General features: G+C 69.8%; 14 protein-coding genes and 1 pseudogene. 10 read left to right on the forward strand and 5 right to left on the reverse strand.

Annotation, left to right across the window (positions count from 1 at the left end; translation table 11 throughout):
- Positions 1-176: 176 nt before the first annotated feature.
- The 3 genes from ACH47Z_RS45835 to ACH47Z_RS45845 are packed head-to-tail and all read right to left on the reverse strand — an operon-like array spanning position 177 to position 3,036.
- Positions 177-1,385 (reverse strand): cytochrome P450, encoded by a 1,209-nt coding sequence (locus ACH47Z_RS45835; protein ID WP_399086183.1) that lies wholly within the window; start codon positions 1,383-1,385, stop codon positions 177-179.
- A gap of 39 nt (positions 1,386-1,424) precedes the next feature.
- Positions 1,425-2,819, reverse strand: coding sequence for an NAD(P)/FAD-dependent oxidoreductase (locus ACH47Z_RS45840; RefSeq protein ID WP_399086185.1), 1,395 nt, complete (start codon positions 2,817-2,819; stop codon positions 1,425-1,427).
- On the reverse strand, positions 2,809-3,036 hold the full coding sequence (locus ACH47Z_RS45845) for a ferredoxin (protein ID WP_399086188.1): 228 nt from the start codon (positions 3,034-3,036) through the stop codon (positions 2,809-2,811). Before ACH47Z_RS45845 ends, ACH47Z_RS45840 begins: the two co-directional genes overlap by 11 nt.
- A gap of 551 nt (positions 3,037-3,587) precedes the next feature.
- Between ACH47Z_RS45845 and ACH47Z_RS45850 the strand changes: the two genes are divergently transcribed.
- The 6 genes and pseudogenes from ACH47Z_RS45850 to ACH47Z_RS45875 all read left to right on the forward strand — a co-directional run bounded on the left by ACH47Z_RS45850 (position 3,588) and on the right by ACH47Z_RS45875 (position 9,240).
- A complete protein-coding gene (locus ACH47Z_RS45850) occupies positions 3,588-4,790 on the forward strand; it encodes a PP2C family protein-serine/threonine phosphatase (protein ID WP_399086191.1) in 1,203 nt (400 codons plus the stop codon).
- 140 nt (positions 4,791-4,930) lie between these two features.
- Positions 4,931-5,455, forward strand: a complete 525-nt coding sequence (locus ACH47Z_RS45855) for a hypothetical protein (RefSeq protein ID WP_399086194.1) — start codon at positions 4,931-4,933, stop codon at positions 5,453-5,455.
- Between the two features lie 177 nt (positions 5,456-5,632).
- The gene (locus ACH47Z_RS45860; protein WP_399086197.1) at positions 5,633-6,790 is read left to right on the forward strand and encodes a DUF4331 family protein; all 1,158 of its coding nucleotides are present in this window, start codon (positions 5,633-5,635) and stop codon (positions 6,788-6,790) included.
- 26 nt (positions 6,791-6,816) lie between these two features.
- Positions 6,817-7,860, forward strand: coding sequence for a tetratricopeptide repeat protein (locus ACH47Z_RS45865; RefSeq protein ID WP_399086200.1), 1,044 nt, complete (start codon positions 6,817-6,819; stop codon positions 7,858-7,860).
- 179 nt (positions 7,861-8,039) lie between these two features.
- Positions 8,040-8,279: pseudogene (locus ACH47Z_RS45870) on the forward strand (peroxidase); the annotation flags it as partial.
- Positions 8,280-8,376: 97 nt separating this feature from the next.
- On the forward strand, positions 8,377-9,240 hold the full coding sequence (locus ACH47Z_RS45875) for a Dyp-type peroxidase (protein WP_399086203.1): 864 nt from the start codon (positions 8,377-8,379) through the stop codon (positions 9,238-9,240).
- An 8-nt stretch (positions 9,241-9,248) separates the two neighbouring features.
- Here ACH47Z_RS45875 and ACH47Z_RS45880 read toward each other — a convergent pair whose 3' ends face one another.
- The gene (locus ACH47Z_RS45880; protein WP_399086206.1) at positions 9,249-9,968 is read right to left on the reverse strand and encodes a hypothetical protein; all 720 of its coding nucleotides are present in this window, start codon (positions 9,966-9,968) and stop codon (positions 9,249-9,251) included.
- 389 nt (positions 9,969-10,357) lie between these two features.
- Here ACH47Z_RS45880 and ACH47Z_RS45885 point away from each other — a divergent pair, with 389 nt between their 5' ends.
- The gene (locus tag ACH47Z_RS45885; protein ID WP_399086209.1) at positions 10,358-12,724 is read left to right on the forward strand and encodes a SpoIIE family protein phosphatase; all 2,367 of its coding nucleotides are present in this window, start codon (positions 10,358-10,360) and stop codon (positions 12,722-12,724) included.
- Between the two features lie 21 nt (positions 12,725-12,745).
- Here the strand turns inward: ACH47Z_RS45885 and ACH47Z_RS45890 are convergent, their stop codons facing one another.
- Positions 12,746-13,318 carry a TetR family transcriptional regulator C-terminal domain-containing protein gene (locus ACH47Z_RS45890; protein ID WP_399086212.1) on the reverse strand — a complete coding sequence of 191 codons (573 nt, stop codon included), beginning with the start codon at positions 13,316-13,318 and terminating at the stop codon, positions 12,746-12,748.
- Positions 13,319-13,556: 238 nt separating this feature from the next.
- On the opposite strand from ACH47Z_RS45890, the gene ACH47Z_RS45895 reads away from it, so the two are divergent.
- The 3 genes from ACH47Z_RS45895 (at position 13,557) to ACH47Z_RS45905 (ending at position 16,531) form a co-directional block, all read left to right on the forward strand.
- Positions 13,557-14,573, forward strand: a complete 1,017-nt coding sequence (locus ACH47Z_RS45895; RefSeq protein ID WP_399086215.1) for an alcohol dehydrogenase catalytic domain-containing protein — start codon at positions 13,557-13,559, stop codon at positions 14,571-14,573.
- A gap of 73 nt (positions 14,574-14,646) precedes the next feature.
- Complete coding sequence (locus tag ACH47Z_RS45900) at positions 14,647-15,690, forward strand: hypothetical protein (protein WP_399086218.1); 1,044 nt, start codon at positions 14,647-14,649, stop codon at positions 15,688-15,690.
- 169 nt (positions 15,691-15,859) lie between these two features.
- The gene (locus ACH47Z_RS45905) at positions 15,860-16,531 is read left to right on the forward strand and encodes an enoyl-CoA hydratase-related protein (RefSeq protein ID WP_399086221.1); all 672 of its coding nucleotides are present in this window, start codon (positions 15,860-15,862) and stop codon (positions 16,529-16,531) included.
- The last annotated feature ends 446 nt before the right edge of the window (positions 16,532-16,977 follow it).

The following is a 16,977-nucleotide window of genomic DNA, read 5'->3' on the forward strand; positions in this document are numbered from 1 at the left end:
CTCCCGCCGCGGTCATGACCAGCAGCAACACCGGCGCGGACATCGACTACGGGCCTCGCGGCCCCCAGCACCGCGACAACGCACAGCTCAGGCCGGCCTGACACCCCTGCCAACACGAAACAGCGGCGCGGCCAAGAGCGCAGCTGGACCAGTTCCCCCGGCCCCTGCGGCGGTGCTCAGGCCGTGAGGCTCTCGATCGCCACGGGAAGGTGCCGGGGGCCACGCAGCACGGCGTTGGCGCGGTACGGCGGCGGGTCCTCGAGCAGCCCGGAGAACCTGACCCGGCGGAACAGTTCGGGGATGGCCGCGTGGAGTTCGATGCGGGCGAGCGGGGCGCCGAAGCAGTAGTGGATGCCGGTGTACATGCCCAGGTGTTCGTTGTCCCTGCGGTCGGGGTCGAACCGGTCGGGATCCCGGAAGCGTTGGGGATCGCGGTTGGCCGCGGCCAGCATGAGCCAGACCGGCGAACCGGCGGGGATCGTGGTACCGGCGACCTCGATGTCGGCAAGGGCTGTGGTGAACGGGATGAACTGGACCGGGGACTCGTACCGCAGCACCTCCTCGATGAGCGGGACGGCCAGGTCCGGGTTCTTCTGGAACCGGTGGAGGACGTCGGGGTGGCGCAGCAGGGTGAGGGTCGTGTTGCTGATCGCGTTGACGGTGGTCTCGTGGCCGGCGACCAGGAGCAGCACGGCGGTGGCCTCCAGGTCTGCCGGTGTCATGTCGGGGGCGAGCGCGCTGAGTATGCCGGGGCCGGGGTGGCGGCGTTTGGTCTCGATCAGATCGGTCAGGTAGGCGCCCATGTCCTGGCGTGCCCGCTGTGCCTTTTCCTGGCCGTCGGCGCCGCCGGCCTGGGGATCGAGTGACGACGCCAGGGCATCGGCCCAGACGTGGAAGCGCGGTTCGTCCTCGCGCGGCACGCCGAGGACCTTGCAGATGGCGGTGACGGGAAGGGGGTAGGAGAAGTCCTCGACGATGTCGACCTGGTCCTTGCCCTGGAAGGCGTCGAGCAGTTCGGTGACGACCTTGGCCAGCTCTCCGCGCAGGCCGTCGAGGAACCTGGGGCTGTGCGGGGGTCCAAAGGGCCGGTTGATGGTGCCGCGCAACCGGTCGTGCACCGGCGGGTCGGTGAAGATGAAGCTGGGCGGCAGGCCGGTCTCCGCCGCCGGCTGCCCGGTGCGGGCGTAGCCGGGCGGGCGGTTGCTCGTGTCGTTGCTCAGGCGCGGGTCGTTGGCCAGGCTCCGCACCTCGTGGTAGGTGCTGACCAGGTAGGTGCCGTCGTCCTCCCGCCTGACCGGTGTCTTGCGCAACTCCGCGTAGAGCGGGTACGGATCGGCCCGGTTGGCGTAGTCGACGATCTGCGCGACGAGGGTGCCGGACGTCATGGTGTCTCCTGAGTGCTCCGGGCGGTGCAGGGCCGGTGGTCAGGCATGCGCCGGAACGAACGCGACACGCCGCTCGCTCGGCGAGTGACCCGTCAGCGTGACCGTGGCCCCGTGGGTGGGCAGATGGGGATCCGGGAAGGCCGGGTCGACCGGATGCAGCGTCTCGGTCCGGCGGTCGACCGTGCGGTACTCCGGCGGGAACGGCGCGCCGGACGCGATCTGCTGCTCGTAGAACCCCAGCCACCTGGCACCGTCGAAGGACACCGCGGCGATGACGCGGCCGCGGTACCCGTAGACCGCGACGAACCGCTCGTCGTCGAGTGCCCCCTGGGCGACCACCAGTTGGTCGCCCAGCGAGGGAACACCCACCGACTTGATGTTCACGCCGAACTGGGTGGACCAGAACATCGGCAGCCACAGGTGCGGACGGCGATCCGGACCCGCACAGATCATGTTGTGGGCGGCGATCTCGGCCTGCTCGACCGCGTTGCCCCAGTGCTCCAGCGCCAGGAACTGGTAATCGAACAGCGGGTGGGGGCTGCGGGCCACGTCCCCTGCGGCGTAGATGTCGTCGGTGACGATGCCGTTCACGTCGAACACCCGGCACCCGGCATCGCACGCGATCCCCCGGGGCCCCGCGGCCACTCCGGAGCCGGCGAGCCATTCCGTGTTCCGCATGGCACCCAGCGAGACAACGGCCGCGTCCACGTCGATCGCGGAACCGTCGGACAGATGGGCGCGCTTGAGCCGTCCCACGTCATCGCCCTCGAGGGCGGTCACGCTGACCCCGCACCGCAGGTCGACCCCGTGCCCTCGCTGCAGCCGGTCCGCGACCGCGCCGATCACCCCGCCGAGCGCGCCCACCAGCGGCGCCGGCCCGCGCTCGGCGACCGTGACCTCAAGTCCGAGCTCCCGGCAGGCAGAGGCGACCTCCGAGCCCGTGAATCCGGCACCGATCACCAGCACCCGGGACACGCCCCCGGTCAGCTTCCGGCGCAGGCGCGCGGAGTCGTCGCGCGTACGCAGCACGAACACCCCGTCCAGCGCGGCCTCTTCCGGGTGGAACCAGGGCCGCGCCCTGGTCCCGGTCGTGATCAGCAGGCGGTCGTAGGGGACGGTTTCGGCGTTCGCCAGCCGTACCTGCTTGGCGCCCCGGTCCAGGCTCTCGGCGGCGACGCCCAAACGCCATTCGGCGTCGATGTCGCGCCGCCGCGGCAGCGCCGTGTCCTCGGGCCGTGCCCGCCCGAGCAACGCCTGCTTGGACAGCGGCGGCCGGTCGTAGGGCTCGTACGGTTCGTCGCCGATCATGGTCAGTGATCCGGTGAATCCCTTGTCGCGCAAGGTCTCCGCCGCACGCAGACCGGCCAGGGAGGCGCCCACGACGACAATTCGGGCCTGGCGCCGCAGGACCTCGACGTCCGTGTCAGCCGACATGGGACTCCACACCCTTCGTCGGCTCGTCGGAGTAGTCGACCAGGATGGCCTGGACCGGGCACGCGGCAGCGGCCTTCTCCACCCGGTCCTTTTGTGCCTCGTCGAAGCGAGGCGAGAACAGCAGTGCTTCCTCGCCGTGGAGGGAGAAGACGTCCGGGGCGAGAAAGACGCACTGGGCGAATCCCTGACACCGGTTGAGATCGACGACAAGCCTCATCTGGAACCCGCTCCCTGATCAGGCCGCGGTCCCCCTGCACGTCGGCGGTCTACGCCGCAAGCTCCGCAGCCCTTGCGCTCGGTCCACACGATCGGTCGGCATGCCTCTCCTTCAGCATCGGCTCCTTCGGAGCGGCTGGCAAACGGGAAGCGGCGGCTTGGGAAGCCGTCTCTCGATCGGTTGGGATCGGTTGGTTCTTACTGGTCAGACATGGTTTCGCTCATGGTGAGGGGTGGATACGGCGCCCTCAGTCTTGTGCCTGCTCTGCGGTCGAGGTGTGTGCACCAGGGTCTCCATGATCCCCATCGCGGCGAAGCTCCCGCCGTCGAAGGGTGGCTGGCGTGAATAGCGTTCGCGGGGCCGCTGGGCCGTCGTCTCTCCCATGCAAAGGGCACTTTGCCATCCAAGCCACCTCCGAGAGCCCTGGCGGCAGCCGCGGGGCGTGCCGGCCGGTGCCGTCGAACGGTCCAGGGCGATGTGGAGAAGGCGTAGGCGCCAGGCGAAGATCTCGCCGTGGGACATGCACTGCAGCCGGGTGTATACCGATACGTATGGGCGCGGGGCGTGTGCCGGTGGACCGCCTCCCGGAGCAGCAGCTGGGCCGCAGGTTGGTGGCGATCCCCCTTGCGCTGATCGTCGTGATCACGGTGGTGGACATCCATTCCCCGCCGGACGTCCACCTGGGCCCCTTGCTGGTGATCGCGCCGGCCCTGACCGCTTCCCTGGCCGGGCCGCGGCTGACCGCCCTTGTCGGAGCACTGGCCGTGGCGGCCCAGGTGCTCATCGCCGTGTTCCACGGCGGACTGACCACAACCAACCACCTTTCGCAGATCACTGGCTTGGCCCTGCTGTCCGCCTTGGTCGTCTTCGTCTGCCACGTACGCGAGCGGCGCAGCCGGGAGCTGACTCGGGCACGGTCGGTGGCCGAGACGGCGCAGCTCGTACTGTTGCGGCCACCACGCCGGCGGATCGGGCCGCTGCGGGTGGCGTGGCTGTACCTGGCAGCCGAGGACGAGACCCGCATAGGCGGCGACCTGTTCGCGATCGCCCGCTCCGACCGCGGCACCCGCGTGATCATCGGCGACGTCCGCGGCAAGGGACTGGCCGCCATCGGTGAGGCATCCATGGTGCTGGGCGCGTTCCGCGAGGGCGCGCACCGCTACGACACCCTGCCCGAACTCGCCGCGGGCCTGGAAGCGAGCGTCTGCAGGAGCCTGGAGGACGTCGCCAACACCGAGCACGACGCGGGCGAGCACTTCATCACCGCACTGCTGCTCGACATCCCCGACCACGACACCCAGGTCGAGATGATCAATATGGGCCACCCGCCGCCCCTGCTGCTGCACGACGGCCAGGTCACCGTCCTGCACGCACGACGCCCCGTACCCCCCTTGGGCATGTGCGAACTGTCCGTCCCCAGCCACCGCGCCGACCCCTTCACCTTCGACGACGGCGACACGCTGCTGCTCTACACCGACGGCGTCATCGAAGCCCGCTCGCCCAAAGGAGCCTTCTACCCCCTCGCCGAGCGCGCAGCCTCCGCGCCCACGTCCGGACCCGAAGCCCTGGTACGCCACCTCCACCGCGACCTACTGAACCACATCGGCCACGAACCCGGAGACGACGCCGCTCTCCTGGCCATCGAACGCTACGGCGCCCACCACCTCCACCGACCGCACACCACGGCCCGGTCCCTCGACGGCCACCGTCGACTCGACTCCGACTCAAAGCCGGTAGCGGAGGACCCTTACTGAGCCCCCGGCCGATGCTGTCCTGATCGCCTTGCCGACGCCCCGCAGGGCGACAAAGCTGGCAGGAAGAGGAATTCGAACACCCTCAGAACGGAGAAGGAGCCCGCAGGCCGGCCGAGAGAAGATCAAAGGGACAGGGAGTCATGATGACGCAAAGGTCCGAGACGTCGGCGACTCCGGCGGACGCGACCCCGACCGTGGCCAGGCAGCCCGACGGTTACGGCAAACGAGTCGGGCAGGTGGCGGAAATAACCGTTCTCTTCGATGCCCAGCCGGGCGGGGCGGAGAGGTTCCGCCAGAACGCCGCCAAGATCCAGGACGACGCCTTTCGCTATGAAAAGCTCGTCGGCACGGTCCACGACTTCCGCGTCACGTTCATCAACAACGACACTCAGGTCATCGGCGCGGTCACCTATGACGGTGACTTCAAGCCGTACATGGCAGACATCTTCGCCAACGCCGCGCCATGGTTCGATGAGATGTTCGAAGGTGTCGCGGAGGGTTATCCCGGGGCGACCGATCCGCACATCGTCGACTGGCTGGCGACGAAGATCGTGGAGGCCGACATGTGGTACGCCTCCAATCCGACCATGACGGTCCAGGACACCGCCAAGGCAGAAAAGATCACGCAGGCGTTCAACACGTTGCTGGATGCGGCGGCCGACTAGCGGTATGGCTCCGGTCGGTCGAGGGCCCCTCGGCGGGCCGTCCGTCGGAAGGCCCCTCCCGCCAGGAGTTGGTTTTCGTCCCAGGTGCCGTGGCCGTGACACCTGGAACATCATCCAGGCGGCCCGGCAACGGCGCGCGATCGCCGGACCTGGCCCTTCAGCGAAGGTCGCACCGTCATGTCCGACCACCTCTCCGGTACCCGCGCCGAGGTCGACCCAGCCATTGACCTCGCCGACCTCTACGCCTTTCCCAGCCCTTCCCGAAAGGGTCGGCTCGTCCTCGTCATGGACGTCTTTCCCAATGCCCGCCCAGGGGCTCTGTTCTCCGACGCCGCCAGCTACCGGTTCCGTGTCCGTCCCGCAGCCATTGCGACGGATCATCCCGATGCGCTCTTCGAGGTGGGAACCGATGAGTATGCGTTCACTTGCACGTTCTCGGGCCCGGTTGAGTCGGACGCCGACGGGGAGGTGACGCAGTGGGGAACGTGCGTGCTCCCGGGCGGGGAGGCGGTTGCGTTCCAGGTGAACGACGAGCGGGGCGGCGAGGGCCATGGCGTGCGCGTCTACGCCGGGTTGCGGCTGGATCCCTTCTTCATGGATGTCGGCAAGGAGGTTCAGACACGGGCGCAGCGGCGGCTCGCCTTCCTCCCGAGGGGCACCAACTCGCTGGAAGGAGTCGATGTCCTGACCGTCGCGGTCGAGTTTGACGTGGCCGGGCTACTCGGGCCGGCCTCGGGGACCGTGTTCGCCGTTGCCGCGGAAACCGTCACGGCCGGCCCCTATCCCGTACGCCTGGAGCGGCTCGGCCGCCCGGAGGTGAAGAACGTCCTGATGTCGGAGAACGGGGTCGACACCGCGAACAAGATCGTGGATCTGCGCGATCTCTACAACGAGGAAGACCCGTTCCGACTGGGGCCGCACTACCTGGGCGCCTACCGCTCGCGGCTGAACGCCAACCTGACCTTCTTCGACGGTCTGGACGGCAAGCTCGACTGGCAGACAGACCAGGACGGGACGCATCCGCTGACCGACCTGCTGCTCGCCGACTTCCTGGTCGTGGACGTGGCCAAGCCGTACGCCGAGGACAGCTACTTCGAGATCGAGCACTCCCTGCTGGAGGGGCGGGCGCACGCGACCTGTGGCGGCCGCACGCTGAACGACGATGTCATCGACACGCTCTACACGCTGATCGTCAACGCCTTCCACGGTCCACGGATCAGCGACGGCGTCGACCGGGCGACCTCGCCGGCCTCCCGCGAATTCCCGTATCTGGCACCGCCCAACCCCGACCCGCCTGTGCCCGTGTCCGTTCCTACGCCCGCCGCAAGCCGATGAGGGGCAGTTCCGCAACGGCCGGCTGGGTGAGCAACGGGATGCGACTCGATCTTGCCGACGGCCCGGCGACAACGGCCGGCCCGATCGCGATGGGCAACCTCAACGCCCGCATCGAGGGCCTTACCGGCCAGGCGACACGGGGAAGCCTGACCGGTGACGGGTGGGGCGAGCTGGTTGAGCTGACCGCCCTGCGCGGGCACGTGCTGGGCCGTATCGACGAGGTGGAGCGCGCCGCGTCACTGGCCGAAGTGTTCGTCGACCAGGCGCCGAGCGATCCGCGGTCCCGTATGGCCCGCGCCAGGCTGGCCGCCCTCTTTCACCGGTTCCCGGCAGCGCTGGCGGATCTCGACGCGGCGGCTGCGCTGGGACTCGATCGGTGGAGCCTGGACGAGGAGCGGGCTGCCGTCCATCAGGCGGTCGGGCGGTACGACGAGGCACTCGCCAGGTATCAGAACGCGCTGCCGCAACGGCACGACTTCATCGCCCTGGCCGCCCTGGCCCGCTGTCACGCCGAGCGCGGGGAGGTGGCCGAGGCCGAGACGTGGTTCCTGGCGGCGAGAAGCGGCTACCGCGGGGTGAGTCCGTTCCCGCTCGCGGTGCTCGAATTCCAGTGCGGGCAGGAATGGCTGTCCACGGGCGACCTCGCACGCGCGCGCATCTGGCTGGAGTCGGCGGTTCGCCGCCTGCCGGCCTACGTGCCGGCGCAGGGCCACCTCGCCGAGATCGATGGCACCGAAGGCCGGGCCGCCGCGGCGATCGGACGCCTGCGCCGACTTGCGCTGGTGAGTGACGATCCGCACTACGCGGCCCAACTCGCCCGCACCCTGGACTCGCGGGAGGCGGGGGCCGAGGCGGAGTTGTGGCGCGCCCACGCCGCTGCTCGCTACGAGAACTTGATGGCGCGCCACCCTGAGGCGTACGCCGATCATGCGGCGGAGTTCTGGCTGACGGTCGGCGCCGACCCTCAGCGGGCCCTTGACCTTGCGCGGCAGAACCTCGCCCTTCGGCCGACCCCACGTGCCCGGGCGCTCGTGGATCGCGCGACCTGCCGTGTCGCACAGCACCGGTAGATCCGAAAATTGATACAAATCGGCCGAAGTCTGATCGAGGGGACGACATGACGACGGTCGAGGGCCCGGCCCTGCAGCTGGACGAGATCCAGGGCATTGTGCTGCGCACCCGGCCGTCACCGTACGTCGGCACCTACATCCTGCTGCGGGTGGACGATCCCGGCGCCGGCCGTGAGCTGATGGGACGCCTGGCCGGACTGGTCGACTCAGCCGCCAACTGGTGGCAACCGCCCCTGCCGGCACTCCTCAACGTCGCGGTGACGTACCGGGGGCTCGAGGCGCTCCAGGTGCCGCAGACCTCCCTGAACAGCTTCCCCGAGGAGTTCCGGCAGGGCATGGCGGCACGGGCCGAGTTCCTGGGCGACACCGGCGAGAGCGCACCCGCACACTGGGAGCCCCCCTTCGGCACCGGCCAGGTCCACGTCGTACTGTCCCTCGTCGCCGCCGACCAGGAGTCACTGGCCGTCGTCCTCGAACGGGCCCGCCAGGCGCGCGCAGCTTCCCGGCCTTCACGTGGTGTACCGGCAGGACCTGTACCAACTGGCCTCGGGGCGCACCAGCTTCGGCTACAAGGACGGCATCAGCAACCCAGCGGCGGAAGGCAGCGGCGCGGACAACCCACCCGGCGGCGGTCCCGTCCTCAAGGCGGGCGAGTTCGTGCTGGGTTATCCCGACGAGACCGGAAACCTGCCGCCGATGCCGGAGCCGGAGGTGCTGGGCCGTAACGGCACGTTCGTGGTCTGGCGGAAGCTGCACACGCGCGTCGCCGCCTTCCGGCGCTATCTCCACGACAACGCCGGCAGCCCGGAAGAGGAGTCGCTGCTCGCCGCGAAGATCGTGGGCCGCTGGCCGAGCGGTGCCCCGCTGATCCTGGCGCCCGAGCACGACGACCCGGACCTGGGGGCGGACGAGCAGCGCAATAATGACTTCCTGTACGCGTCCGATCCGCATGGCGCGGTCTGCCCCCGTGGCTCACACGCCAGGCGTGCCAATCCGCGCGACTCGGAGATCATCGGTGACGTCGACCTCCACCGCCTGATCCGGCGGAGCACCAGCTACGGGCCGCCGCTGCCGGCCGGCATTCTGGAGGACGACGGCGCCGACCGCGGCATCGTGTTCATCGCCGTCAACACGCACCTGGACCGGCAGTTCGAGTTCGTGAAGTCGCAGTGGTTCAACGACGGCAACTTCACCGGCCTCGATGTGGAGAAGGACCTGCTCACGGGCGACAACGACGGCACGGGCATCTTCACGATCCCCCAGCGCCCGGTACGGCGTCGCCTGCATGGCGTCGAGCGCTTCGTCATCACCCGTGGCGGCGAGTACTTGTTCCTGCCGAGTCTCAGCGCGTTGCGTTGGCTGGCCAACCTTGGTGTCTGAGCCCGCCGTCAGGTGAACCGAGCGTTGCTGACGTCGATGGAGACCATGGTCTGTTCCAGGATCGGGCGGTTGTCCGCATCGCTTCGGTAGGCCCGGCGTTTGGTGGGCAGGCGGATCCCGTCGGCTTCCACGGTGTCGTAGACGTACTGTGCCGCGGCGAATCCGCCTGCGATGTCGACGTGATAGTCGTGCCGACGCAGGAGATGGTCAGGGCCGAAGTAGAAGTCCTGTTGAGCGCTGTGGCTGGCGATGTGGGGCGGGAAGGTGGCCCGCAATCCCCGCCAGATTTCGTCCTGTTCCCGCCATGGTTCGATCTCGGTTACGGCGAAGCCGGGCATCGACAGCAGGAAGGGCGTGGTGAGATACGTCCACAGCGCGTATCCGTTGAAGTAGGCGCGGTCCAGTGGGTCCCACGGGGTGTTGAGGTCGTGCCCGGTGAACGACTTTCGCGGTTCGTTGCGTTCGGCCACGACGCGGCCGTCGACCTTTTCGATGCTGACTCGCTCGGCCGTGAAGTCGGTCTTCTGGTCGGGGGCGCCGAACGGCATCACGGAGGCGTGCTGCTCGTGCAGCCAGACGGTCATCTCCCGGGGGGTGGGGTCCTGCGGCATCCCCTTGATGACGAACATGTCGCCACCGCTGACGATGGTGGCACGAACCGTGGTGAGTGCGTTCCAGCGATCGAGGCCACCATGGGCATCGAGGGCCTCTGCGAGCAACGTGTTCATGTCGGTCTCCTGCTCGGTCGTGCCGGGCGGCGGTGGCCGAAGGGCCACTGATCGGGCGGCCCGGCTTCGGCGACGCAGCCGCAGCCAGGCGAGCCGCGGTGACCTCATCAGCCAGGCGACTCTCTCATCGTTCACAGGTTCACCGGCGTCACGCACCTGGGCGCTGATCCCTGGGACGCTGTAAGCCCAGCCGGAACCGGCGTGGGCGGAGGGCATCCGCCGGTCAGCCCCACCCGCTCGGCGCCTGCGCGCGGGGTCGGTGCGGTCCGCCGGTGGAAGTCGTAGGGGCTTTTCTCGTAGCACCCTTCGCGCGGAGCCGCAGCTGGGTGCCGGTCTGCGGCGGCGCAGCCCCTGGCCGCCGGGCAAGCTGGAAGGCGGAGGTGGTTGCCGTGGCCGGTGAGACGCCCCTGATGATCGTGGATGGCAAAGGCGTGGTCGTGCAGTGGAGCCACCAGGCGGAGGAGTTGCTGGGGCGCCCGGCGGGCGAGGTGGTCGGGCGGTCGGCAACCGATCTGGTCAGCCCGGTCCCCGCGCCAGGCGGTGATGCCGCGGAGCGCTGCAGGCATGACGCCCGGCGTGACGTTGCAGCGCGAGCCGCCCGCCGTGGCCTGCGCCTGCAGCCGACGCTGCGCGAGAACGGTTCGGTGACGTGGGAGATCTTCCTGCCACCTGCGAGCGAGATGGCGCCCGGCATGGAGACCGCGGTGCTCGAAGCGCTGTCCGCCCACACGGCAGGGGCTCTGTTCGTGGTGGACGAGGAGTTGCATGTCGTGTCGGCCAACGCTGCCGCGCAGGCCCTGTCCGGCGCGAGCGCACGGCAGATCCAAGGACGCCCCCTGGCCGATGCGTGGCCGCTTTCATCCCCCGGCGAACTGGAGCACATCCTGCGCCAGGCCATGGCGGACGGTACGTCGGCGACGGACCACGTGATGCGGACGGACCGCGAGCCCCAGCGCACGCACACCGTCTCGGTGCTGCCCCTGCACGATGCACCGGGGGCGGTGGTCGTGGCATACGACGTGACCGGTCAGGAGAAGGCGCACCGTGCTGTCCAGGCCCTGTATGCCGTCCGGGAGCGGGTGGGACAAACCCTGGATGTGGTGGCCACCTGCCAGGAGTTGGTCGACGCGCTGGTCCCCGGGTTCGCCGACATCGCCGTGGTGGAAGTGGTGGAGCCGGTGGTGCGGGGAGAGGAACCACCGCTGAGCCCCCTGGGACGGGATGTGCCACTGCGCCGGGCCGCCTTCGGGAACACCGGCGGTGATCAGCAGGCCCGCGCGCATCCGGTGGGAGACGTCCGTGCGCTGCCGTTCCCGACCCCTTATGCCCAGGCCCTGGCCGACCTCAAGCCACGCACGATTGCCCTGAGCCCCGACACGCCCTGGCTGGCGGCCGATCCGGCGCGAGCCGAAGCGATTCGCGCATCCGGCGCACGCGCCCTGCTCGTCGCACCACTGACGCTGCGCGGAAAGGTGCTCGGATTGCTGAGCCTCTATCGCGACCAGCGATCCGACGGTTTCGACGAGAAAGAACTCGCCCTCACCCTGGAACTGGCCACGCACACCGCCCTGGGCATCGACAACGCCCGCCGCTACACCCGCGAGCACACCATCGCCGCGGCACTGCAGCGCCATCTGCTGCCCCCGGCACCTCCTTCGCAGACCGCGATCGAGACCGCCGGCCTGAATGTGGCCGACGACCGAGGGGCGGGGGGCTGGTCCAACGCCTGCGCCCTGCCCGGCGCCCGAACCGCCCTGGTCGTCGGGGAAGTCACCGGCCACGGCATCCACACCGCCGTCACCATGGGGCAGCTGCGGACCGCCATGCAGTCGCTCGCCGCACTGGACCTCGAACCCGACGAGCTCCTCGCCCGGCTCGACGACGCCACGGCACGTCTCGCACGAGAGCGGAGGGCGCTGCCACCCGGCGACCCCCTACGCACGCAGCCCCTCAGCGCGACGTGCCTGTGCGTGCTCTACGACCCGTTCACTCACACGTGCACCATCGCCTCCGCCGGACACCCCCCGCCCGTCGTCGCCGGCCCCGGTTCCGGCGCCCGAGTCGTCGAACTGACCGCCGGTGGTGCCCTCGGCGCCGGAGGAGGGCCCCCGTACGCCACCACCACCGTCACCCTGGCCGACGGAGACGTCCTCGCCCTCTACACGACCTCGCTCCTGTCCGCCGTACAGGGCCACGACGGCACGAGCGACCCGCAGCTGCTCCGGCGCATGCTCGCCGACACCGACCGGCCCCTCCAGAACCTGTGCGACGACGTCCTGTACCGGCTGCACGCCGACACCCTGCCCGGCGACGCCATCCTTCTTCTCGCCCGCACCCAGCCCTTCCCCGCCGACCGCGTCACCGTCTGGCCGCTGGACCAAGAGCCCACCGCCCCCGCCGTCGCACGGCGGCACGTCCGGCACCAACTCGCGGCCTGGGGCGTGGACCAGGACACCGCTTACGACACGCAGGAAATCGTCAGCGAGCTGGTCACCAACGCCCTGCGGTACGGCGCCCCACCCGTACGACTGCGCCTCATCAACGACCGGACCCTCACCTGTGAGGTCCAGGACTCCGGCCCCTCCGCTCCGCGGCTGCGCCACGCACGGTCGGTCGACGAAGGCGGCCGCGGCCTTTTCATCTGCGCCCAACTCGCACACAACTGGGGGATCCGCTACACCAACGACGGCAAGACGGTCTGGACCGAGCAGGCTCTCCCCTCACAGCACCCACAGTGTGGGTGGCAGTGCCTGTGAGTCTTCGGCGGCCGGCCGCGATCAGCGCAGGAGGACGCCGAAGACCATGTGGAAGAAGGCGTCGAAGGGAGCGGAGGACTTGTCGGCCCGGGCCGCGATCAGCGTGCCCTCCCAAGCGCTGAGGATGAACAGCGCGGCTTCCTCGGCGTCGAGAGAGGCGTCCAGCTCACCCGCTTCCTGGGCTTCGGTGAGCACCCGCCGGATGTGCGCGGCCCACCGCTGGAAGCCGCCCTGGACGGCGGAGCGGATCTCCTCGGAGTGGTCCGCCACCTCCGCGCCCAGGTTGCCCACCAGGCATCCGCGGGCGAAGCCGCTGGCGACCGTGTCCGCGCCCAGGAACTCGAAGTGCGCCCGAAGCCGCTCCAGCGCAGGGCGGCCGGGCGTGTCGAGCAGGTCGAACCGCAACCCGGCGGCGTAGCGGCTCAGCGCCTCGAGGGCGCTCTCCTCCTTGCTGGCGAAGTGGTTGTAGAACGAGCCCTTGGGAGCACCGGCCGCCGACGTGATGTCGCTGATGCCGGTGGCATGGAAGCCCCGCATGCGGAACTGCTCCAGGGCTGCCTGCGCGATCTCCTCGCGCTTGGACGCGCGTGCCATCCTCACCACCACCTCCCGATCAATATGTCCGGTCGCCTTGCCGCAGGTCAAACCCAGGCCACCGAGGAAGCGGCGCCCGCCCCCGACGCCACGTGGCCCACGGCTCGGCCCTCGGACCTGCTTGACTAAGTTTAAAACGACCGGTCATATTGAAGTGACCGGTCATATTGGATGCCGGTCCCCGCCCCAGCCCTCGGCCCTCCCCGTGTCGGCAGAGGCAGCACCGAGGAGAAGCGTCATGTCCGCGTACCGAGCCTTCGAGGCCACCGGTGTCCACCAGCTCCGGCTCGTCGAGCGCGAGCTGGTCGACCCGGAGCCCGGGCACGTCCGGCTCAGGGTGGAGGCATGCGGTGTCTGCCACTCCGACGTGCTGGCCGTGGAGGGACTGCGCCCCGACCCCTCACGCCCCGTCGTCCCCGGCCACGAGATCGTCGGCGTGATCGACGCCGTGGGCGCGGGTGTCACCGCCTGGAGGCCCGGCGACCGCGTCGGCGTCGGCTTCCTGAACGGGCACTGCTGGCAGTGCGAACCGTGCCGCCGCGGCGACTTCGTCAACTGCCTGAACCAGGAACAGACCGGCACCACCATCGACGGCGGATACGCGGAGGTGGCCTACGCCCGCGCGAGCGGACTGGTGCGCATCCCCGACGGCATGCCCGCCGTCGAGGCGGCTCCGCTGCTGTGCGCCGGACTGACCACGCTCACCGCACTCCAGCAGGCCCCCACCCGCGCGGGCGCCCTGGTCGCCGTACAGGGGATCGGCGGGCTCGGTCACCTGGCCCTGCAGTACGCACGCAGCCTGGGACACCGTGTGGCCGCCGTCGCCCGCGGCCAGGAGAAGGAGCAACTCGCCAGGCAGCTGGGTGCCCACGAGTACATCGACAGCACCCTCACCGACCCCGGCACGGCGTTGGCCGACCTGGGCGGCGCGTCGGTCATCGTCGCCACGGCATCCAGCGGTACGTCCATGAACCCCCTGGTCCGCGGCCTGGCCCCGGGCGGCAGCCTGGTCGTGGTCGGCGCCGCCCCCGACCCGCTGACGGTCGCCACGGCCGACCTGATCTTCGGCACCCGCCGCATCGCCGGCAGCCTGACCGGGTCGTCGATCCAGAACGAGGACAACCTCGCCTTCAGCCTCGCCCACGGCATCCGCCCCGCCACCGAGACCATGCCCTTCACCCACGCCATGGACGCCTACGAGCGGATGCTCTCGGGCAAGGCCCGCTTCCGCGTCGTCCTGGACATGGACGCCTGACCCCGCCACGACCCGCGCCGCCGGGCAGGCCAGTCCCGGCCCGCGCCCTTGGCAATCCCCTTGAGGTTCCCCCATGACCGACATGCTCGATACGACAGAGCACACCGGCACGGCCCCGCGCGGCAGCGGGCCTGCGCGTCCAGCCGCCGACATCGTCTCCGACGTCAACGGTCCGCAAGCGATCCGTGCCGCACGGATCAGGCTGCTGTCCGTCGCCCTCGGCACCGCCGGCCTTGGCGGAGCCTGGCAGGCGGCGGTGACCACCGTTCCGTCCGCTCTACAGGTCAGCGACGCGCTGTTCATCGTCAGCGGACTGATCTGGCTGATGTTGCTGGCCCAGTACCTGCGCCATGGCGGGATCCGGTGGCGCAACCTGCGCCACGACCTGCGTCATCCCGGCGATGGCTTCACCCTCGGGTACGTCCCCATCATCGGCATGCTGATCACAGGACACTTCTCCCGGTTCGAGCTCACCGGGGCACGCTGGGTCTACGCGGTGTTCCTCATCCTGACCGCCTTCATCGCTGCACGCCTGCTCGCCCACTGGCTCACGGGCACCCTGAGCACCACCGCCCTGCACCCGGGCTATCTGCTGCCCGTCTCCTCCGCGCCCTTCGTCGCCAGTGCCGTCGCCTCCAGCCTCAGACTGCCCGGCGTCGCCGACGCCGCCTTCGCGGTGGGGCTGCTGTACTGGCTCGCCTTCGGCACCGTCATCCTCGGCAGCCTCGTCACCGGTGGCCCCCTGCCCGGGCCCGCCCGCCCGGCCCTCACCGTCCTGACCGTCCCACCGGCGACCGGTGGAATCGCCTGGACCGCCGCTCACAAGGGCGTCTTCGACGCCGTCGGCTACGGCTTCGCCGGGACCCTGCTCTTCACCGTCCTCCTCGTCGCCTTCCTCCTCCCCGAACTGCACCAGCCCGCGTTCCATCCGGGCCTATGGATCTTCAGCTTCCCCATAGCGGCAAGCACCAATTTCGCCATCCGCTGGATCCACGCGTCCGCACTTCCCGGAGGGCCGACCCTCACCGGCATCCTCCTTACCGGTGCGACCTCGGCGCTGGGCCTGCTGGCCGCAGCCACCCTGCGCCACCGGGCCCGGCGAACACTTCCCAGCTGACTTCCGCTCCGGCGGCGGAGAGACGCGCACGCCAGAGGAATCACCCCCAGCGCCCACCGGTCCGGCCAACCGGAAGGTGACAGCCCGCAGCCGGGTATGCAACCCAGCAGACCCCGACCCCACCCGGCCAATGCGCCCTGCCCCACCGATACGTCTCCAAGGAGCCCTCATGCCCACGCTCGACCGCCACGACGCCGTCTTCGTTCTCGACCTCGGCGACGGGGAGAACCGCTTCCACCCCGACTGGATCGCCTCGGTCAACGCAGCCCTGGACGAGGTGGAGAAGTCCGAAGGCCCCCGCGCCCTGGTGACCGCCGCGACCGGGAAGTTCTACTCCAACGGTCTCGATCTCGAATGGCTCGCCGCGCACAGCGACGAGCGCCTGGACTACGTCAACTCCGTCCACGGTCTGTTCGCAAGGTTCCTGTCCCTCCCGCTGATCACCGTAGCCGCGCTGCAGGGACACACGTTCGCCGCCGGAGCGATGTTCTCCCTGACCCACGACTTCCGCCTCATGCGCGACGACCGGGGCTTCTGGTGCCTGCCCGAGGCAGACATCAACATCCCCTTCACTCCCGGCATGTCCGCCCTCATCCAGTCCCGGCTGACCCCGCAAACGGCCCACCACGCCATGGTCTCCGCCAGCCGTTTCGGCGGCCAGGAAGCCGCCGCCGCCGGAATCGTCGACCAAGCCGTGGCCAAGAGCGCCCTGCGCACCGCCGCCCTCGAACTCGCCCAGGCCCACGCGAGCAAGGCCGGCGACACCCTCGGAACCATCAAGACGCGCATGTACGCCCCTGTCCTCACCACGCTTCGCGACACGACCCACCCGCTGGGCTGACGCCATGCCGAGGCGGTCGCCGACCCGGGCGGGGCACGAAAACTGCACCCCCACCTCCCGGTCGGTGATCACCACCATGCGCATGCGCCGCGGCAAGGCAGCCAACTCCGTGGCACCCCGAGTTCCGTCAGCGAGGGGCTGGCCCCCGCTCGTGAGGCTGACTGCACCGGTACGCGCAACCTGCACGCCGACCCGCAGTTCTCCACGGGGGTCTCACCGCCGTCCGCTACTACGCGACCGCGCTGGTCGCAGCCATCAACGAGTGGCTATGACCAGCGCTCCTGTACTTCGCAGTGAGCTACCGCGACGCGCGTGGCGCGGGGATCGATGCGTCAGTGTCCGTCCGCCGTTATGCCGGTGTCGCGCCGCCTTGGCGCAGTCATGGCCCGTCACAAGATCAGCCCGGCGTGCAGGTCGTCTGCGAAGCCGGCCGTGTCCGTGAGTCC

It is taken from the genome of Streptomyces sp. NPDC020192, from assembly GCF_044388685.1.
GTDB lineage: Bacteria > Actinomycetota > Actinomycetes > Streptomycetales > Streptomycetaceae > Streptomyces.

What these genes read in the sequence shown, in the direction of transcription:
- ACH47Z_RS45840 (WP_399086185.1), bottom strand. Translation starts at nt 2,819, where the DNA reads ATGTCGGCTGACACGGACGTCGAGGTCCTGCGGCGCCAGGCCCGAATT.
- ACH47Z_RS45900 (WP_399086218.1), top strand. Translation starts at nt 14,647, where the DNA reads ATGACCGACATGCTCGATACGACAGAGCACACCGGCACGGCCCCGCGC.
- ACH47Z_RS45890 (WP_399086212.1), bottom strand. Translation starts at nt 13,318, where the DNA reads ATGGCACGCGCGTCCAAGCGCGAGGAGATCGCGCAGGCAGCCCTGGAG.
- ACH47Z_RS45880 (WP_399086206.1), bottom strand. Translation starts at nt 9,968, where the DNA reads ATGAACACGTTGCTCGCAGAGGCCCTCGATGCCCATGGTGGCCTCGAT.
- ACH47Z_RS45845 (WP_399086188.1), bottom strand. Translation starts at nt 3,036, where the DNA reads ATGAGGCTTGTCGTCGATCTCAACCGGTGTCAGGGATTCGCCCAGTGC.
- ACH47Z_RS45850 (WP_399086191.1), top strand. Translation starts at nt 3,588, where the DNA reads ATGGGCGCGGGGCGTGTGCCGGTGGACCGCCTCCCGGAGCAGCAGCTG.
- ACH47Z_RS45905 (WP_399086221.1), top strand. Translation starts at nt 15,860, where the DNA reads ATGCCCACGCTCGACCGCCACGACGCCGTCTTCGTTCTCGACCTCGGC.
- ACH47Z_RS45855 (WP_399086194.1), top strand. Translation starts at nt 4,931, where the DNA reads ATGATGACGCAAAGGTCCGAGACGTCGGCGACTCCGGCGGACGCGACC.
- ACH47Z_RS45835 (WP_399086183.1), bottom strand. Translation starts at nt 1,385, where the DNA reads ATGACGTCCGGCACCCTCGTCGCGCAGATCGTCGACTACGCCAACCGG.
- ACH47Z_RS45860 (WP_399086197.1), top strand. Translation starts at nt 5,633, where the DNA reads ATGTCCGACCACCTCTCCGGTACCCGCGCCGAGGTCGACCCAGCCATT.
- ACH47Z_RS45895 (WP_399086215.1), top strand. Translation starts at nt 13,557, where the DNA reads ATGTCCGCGTACCGAGCCTTCGAGGCCACCGGTGTCCACCAGCTCCGG.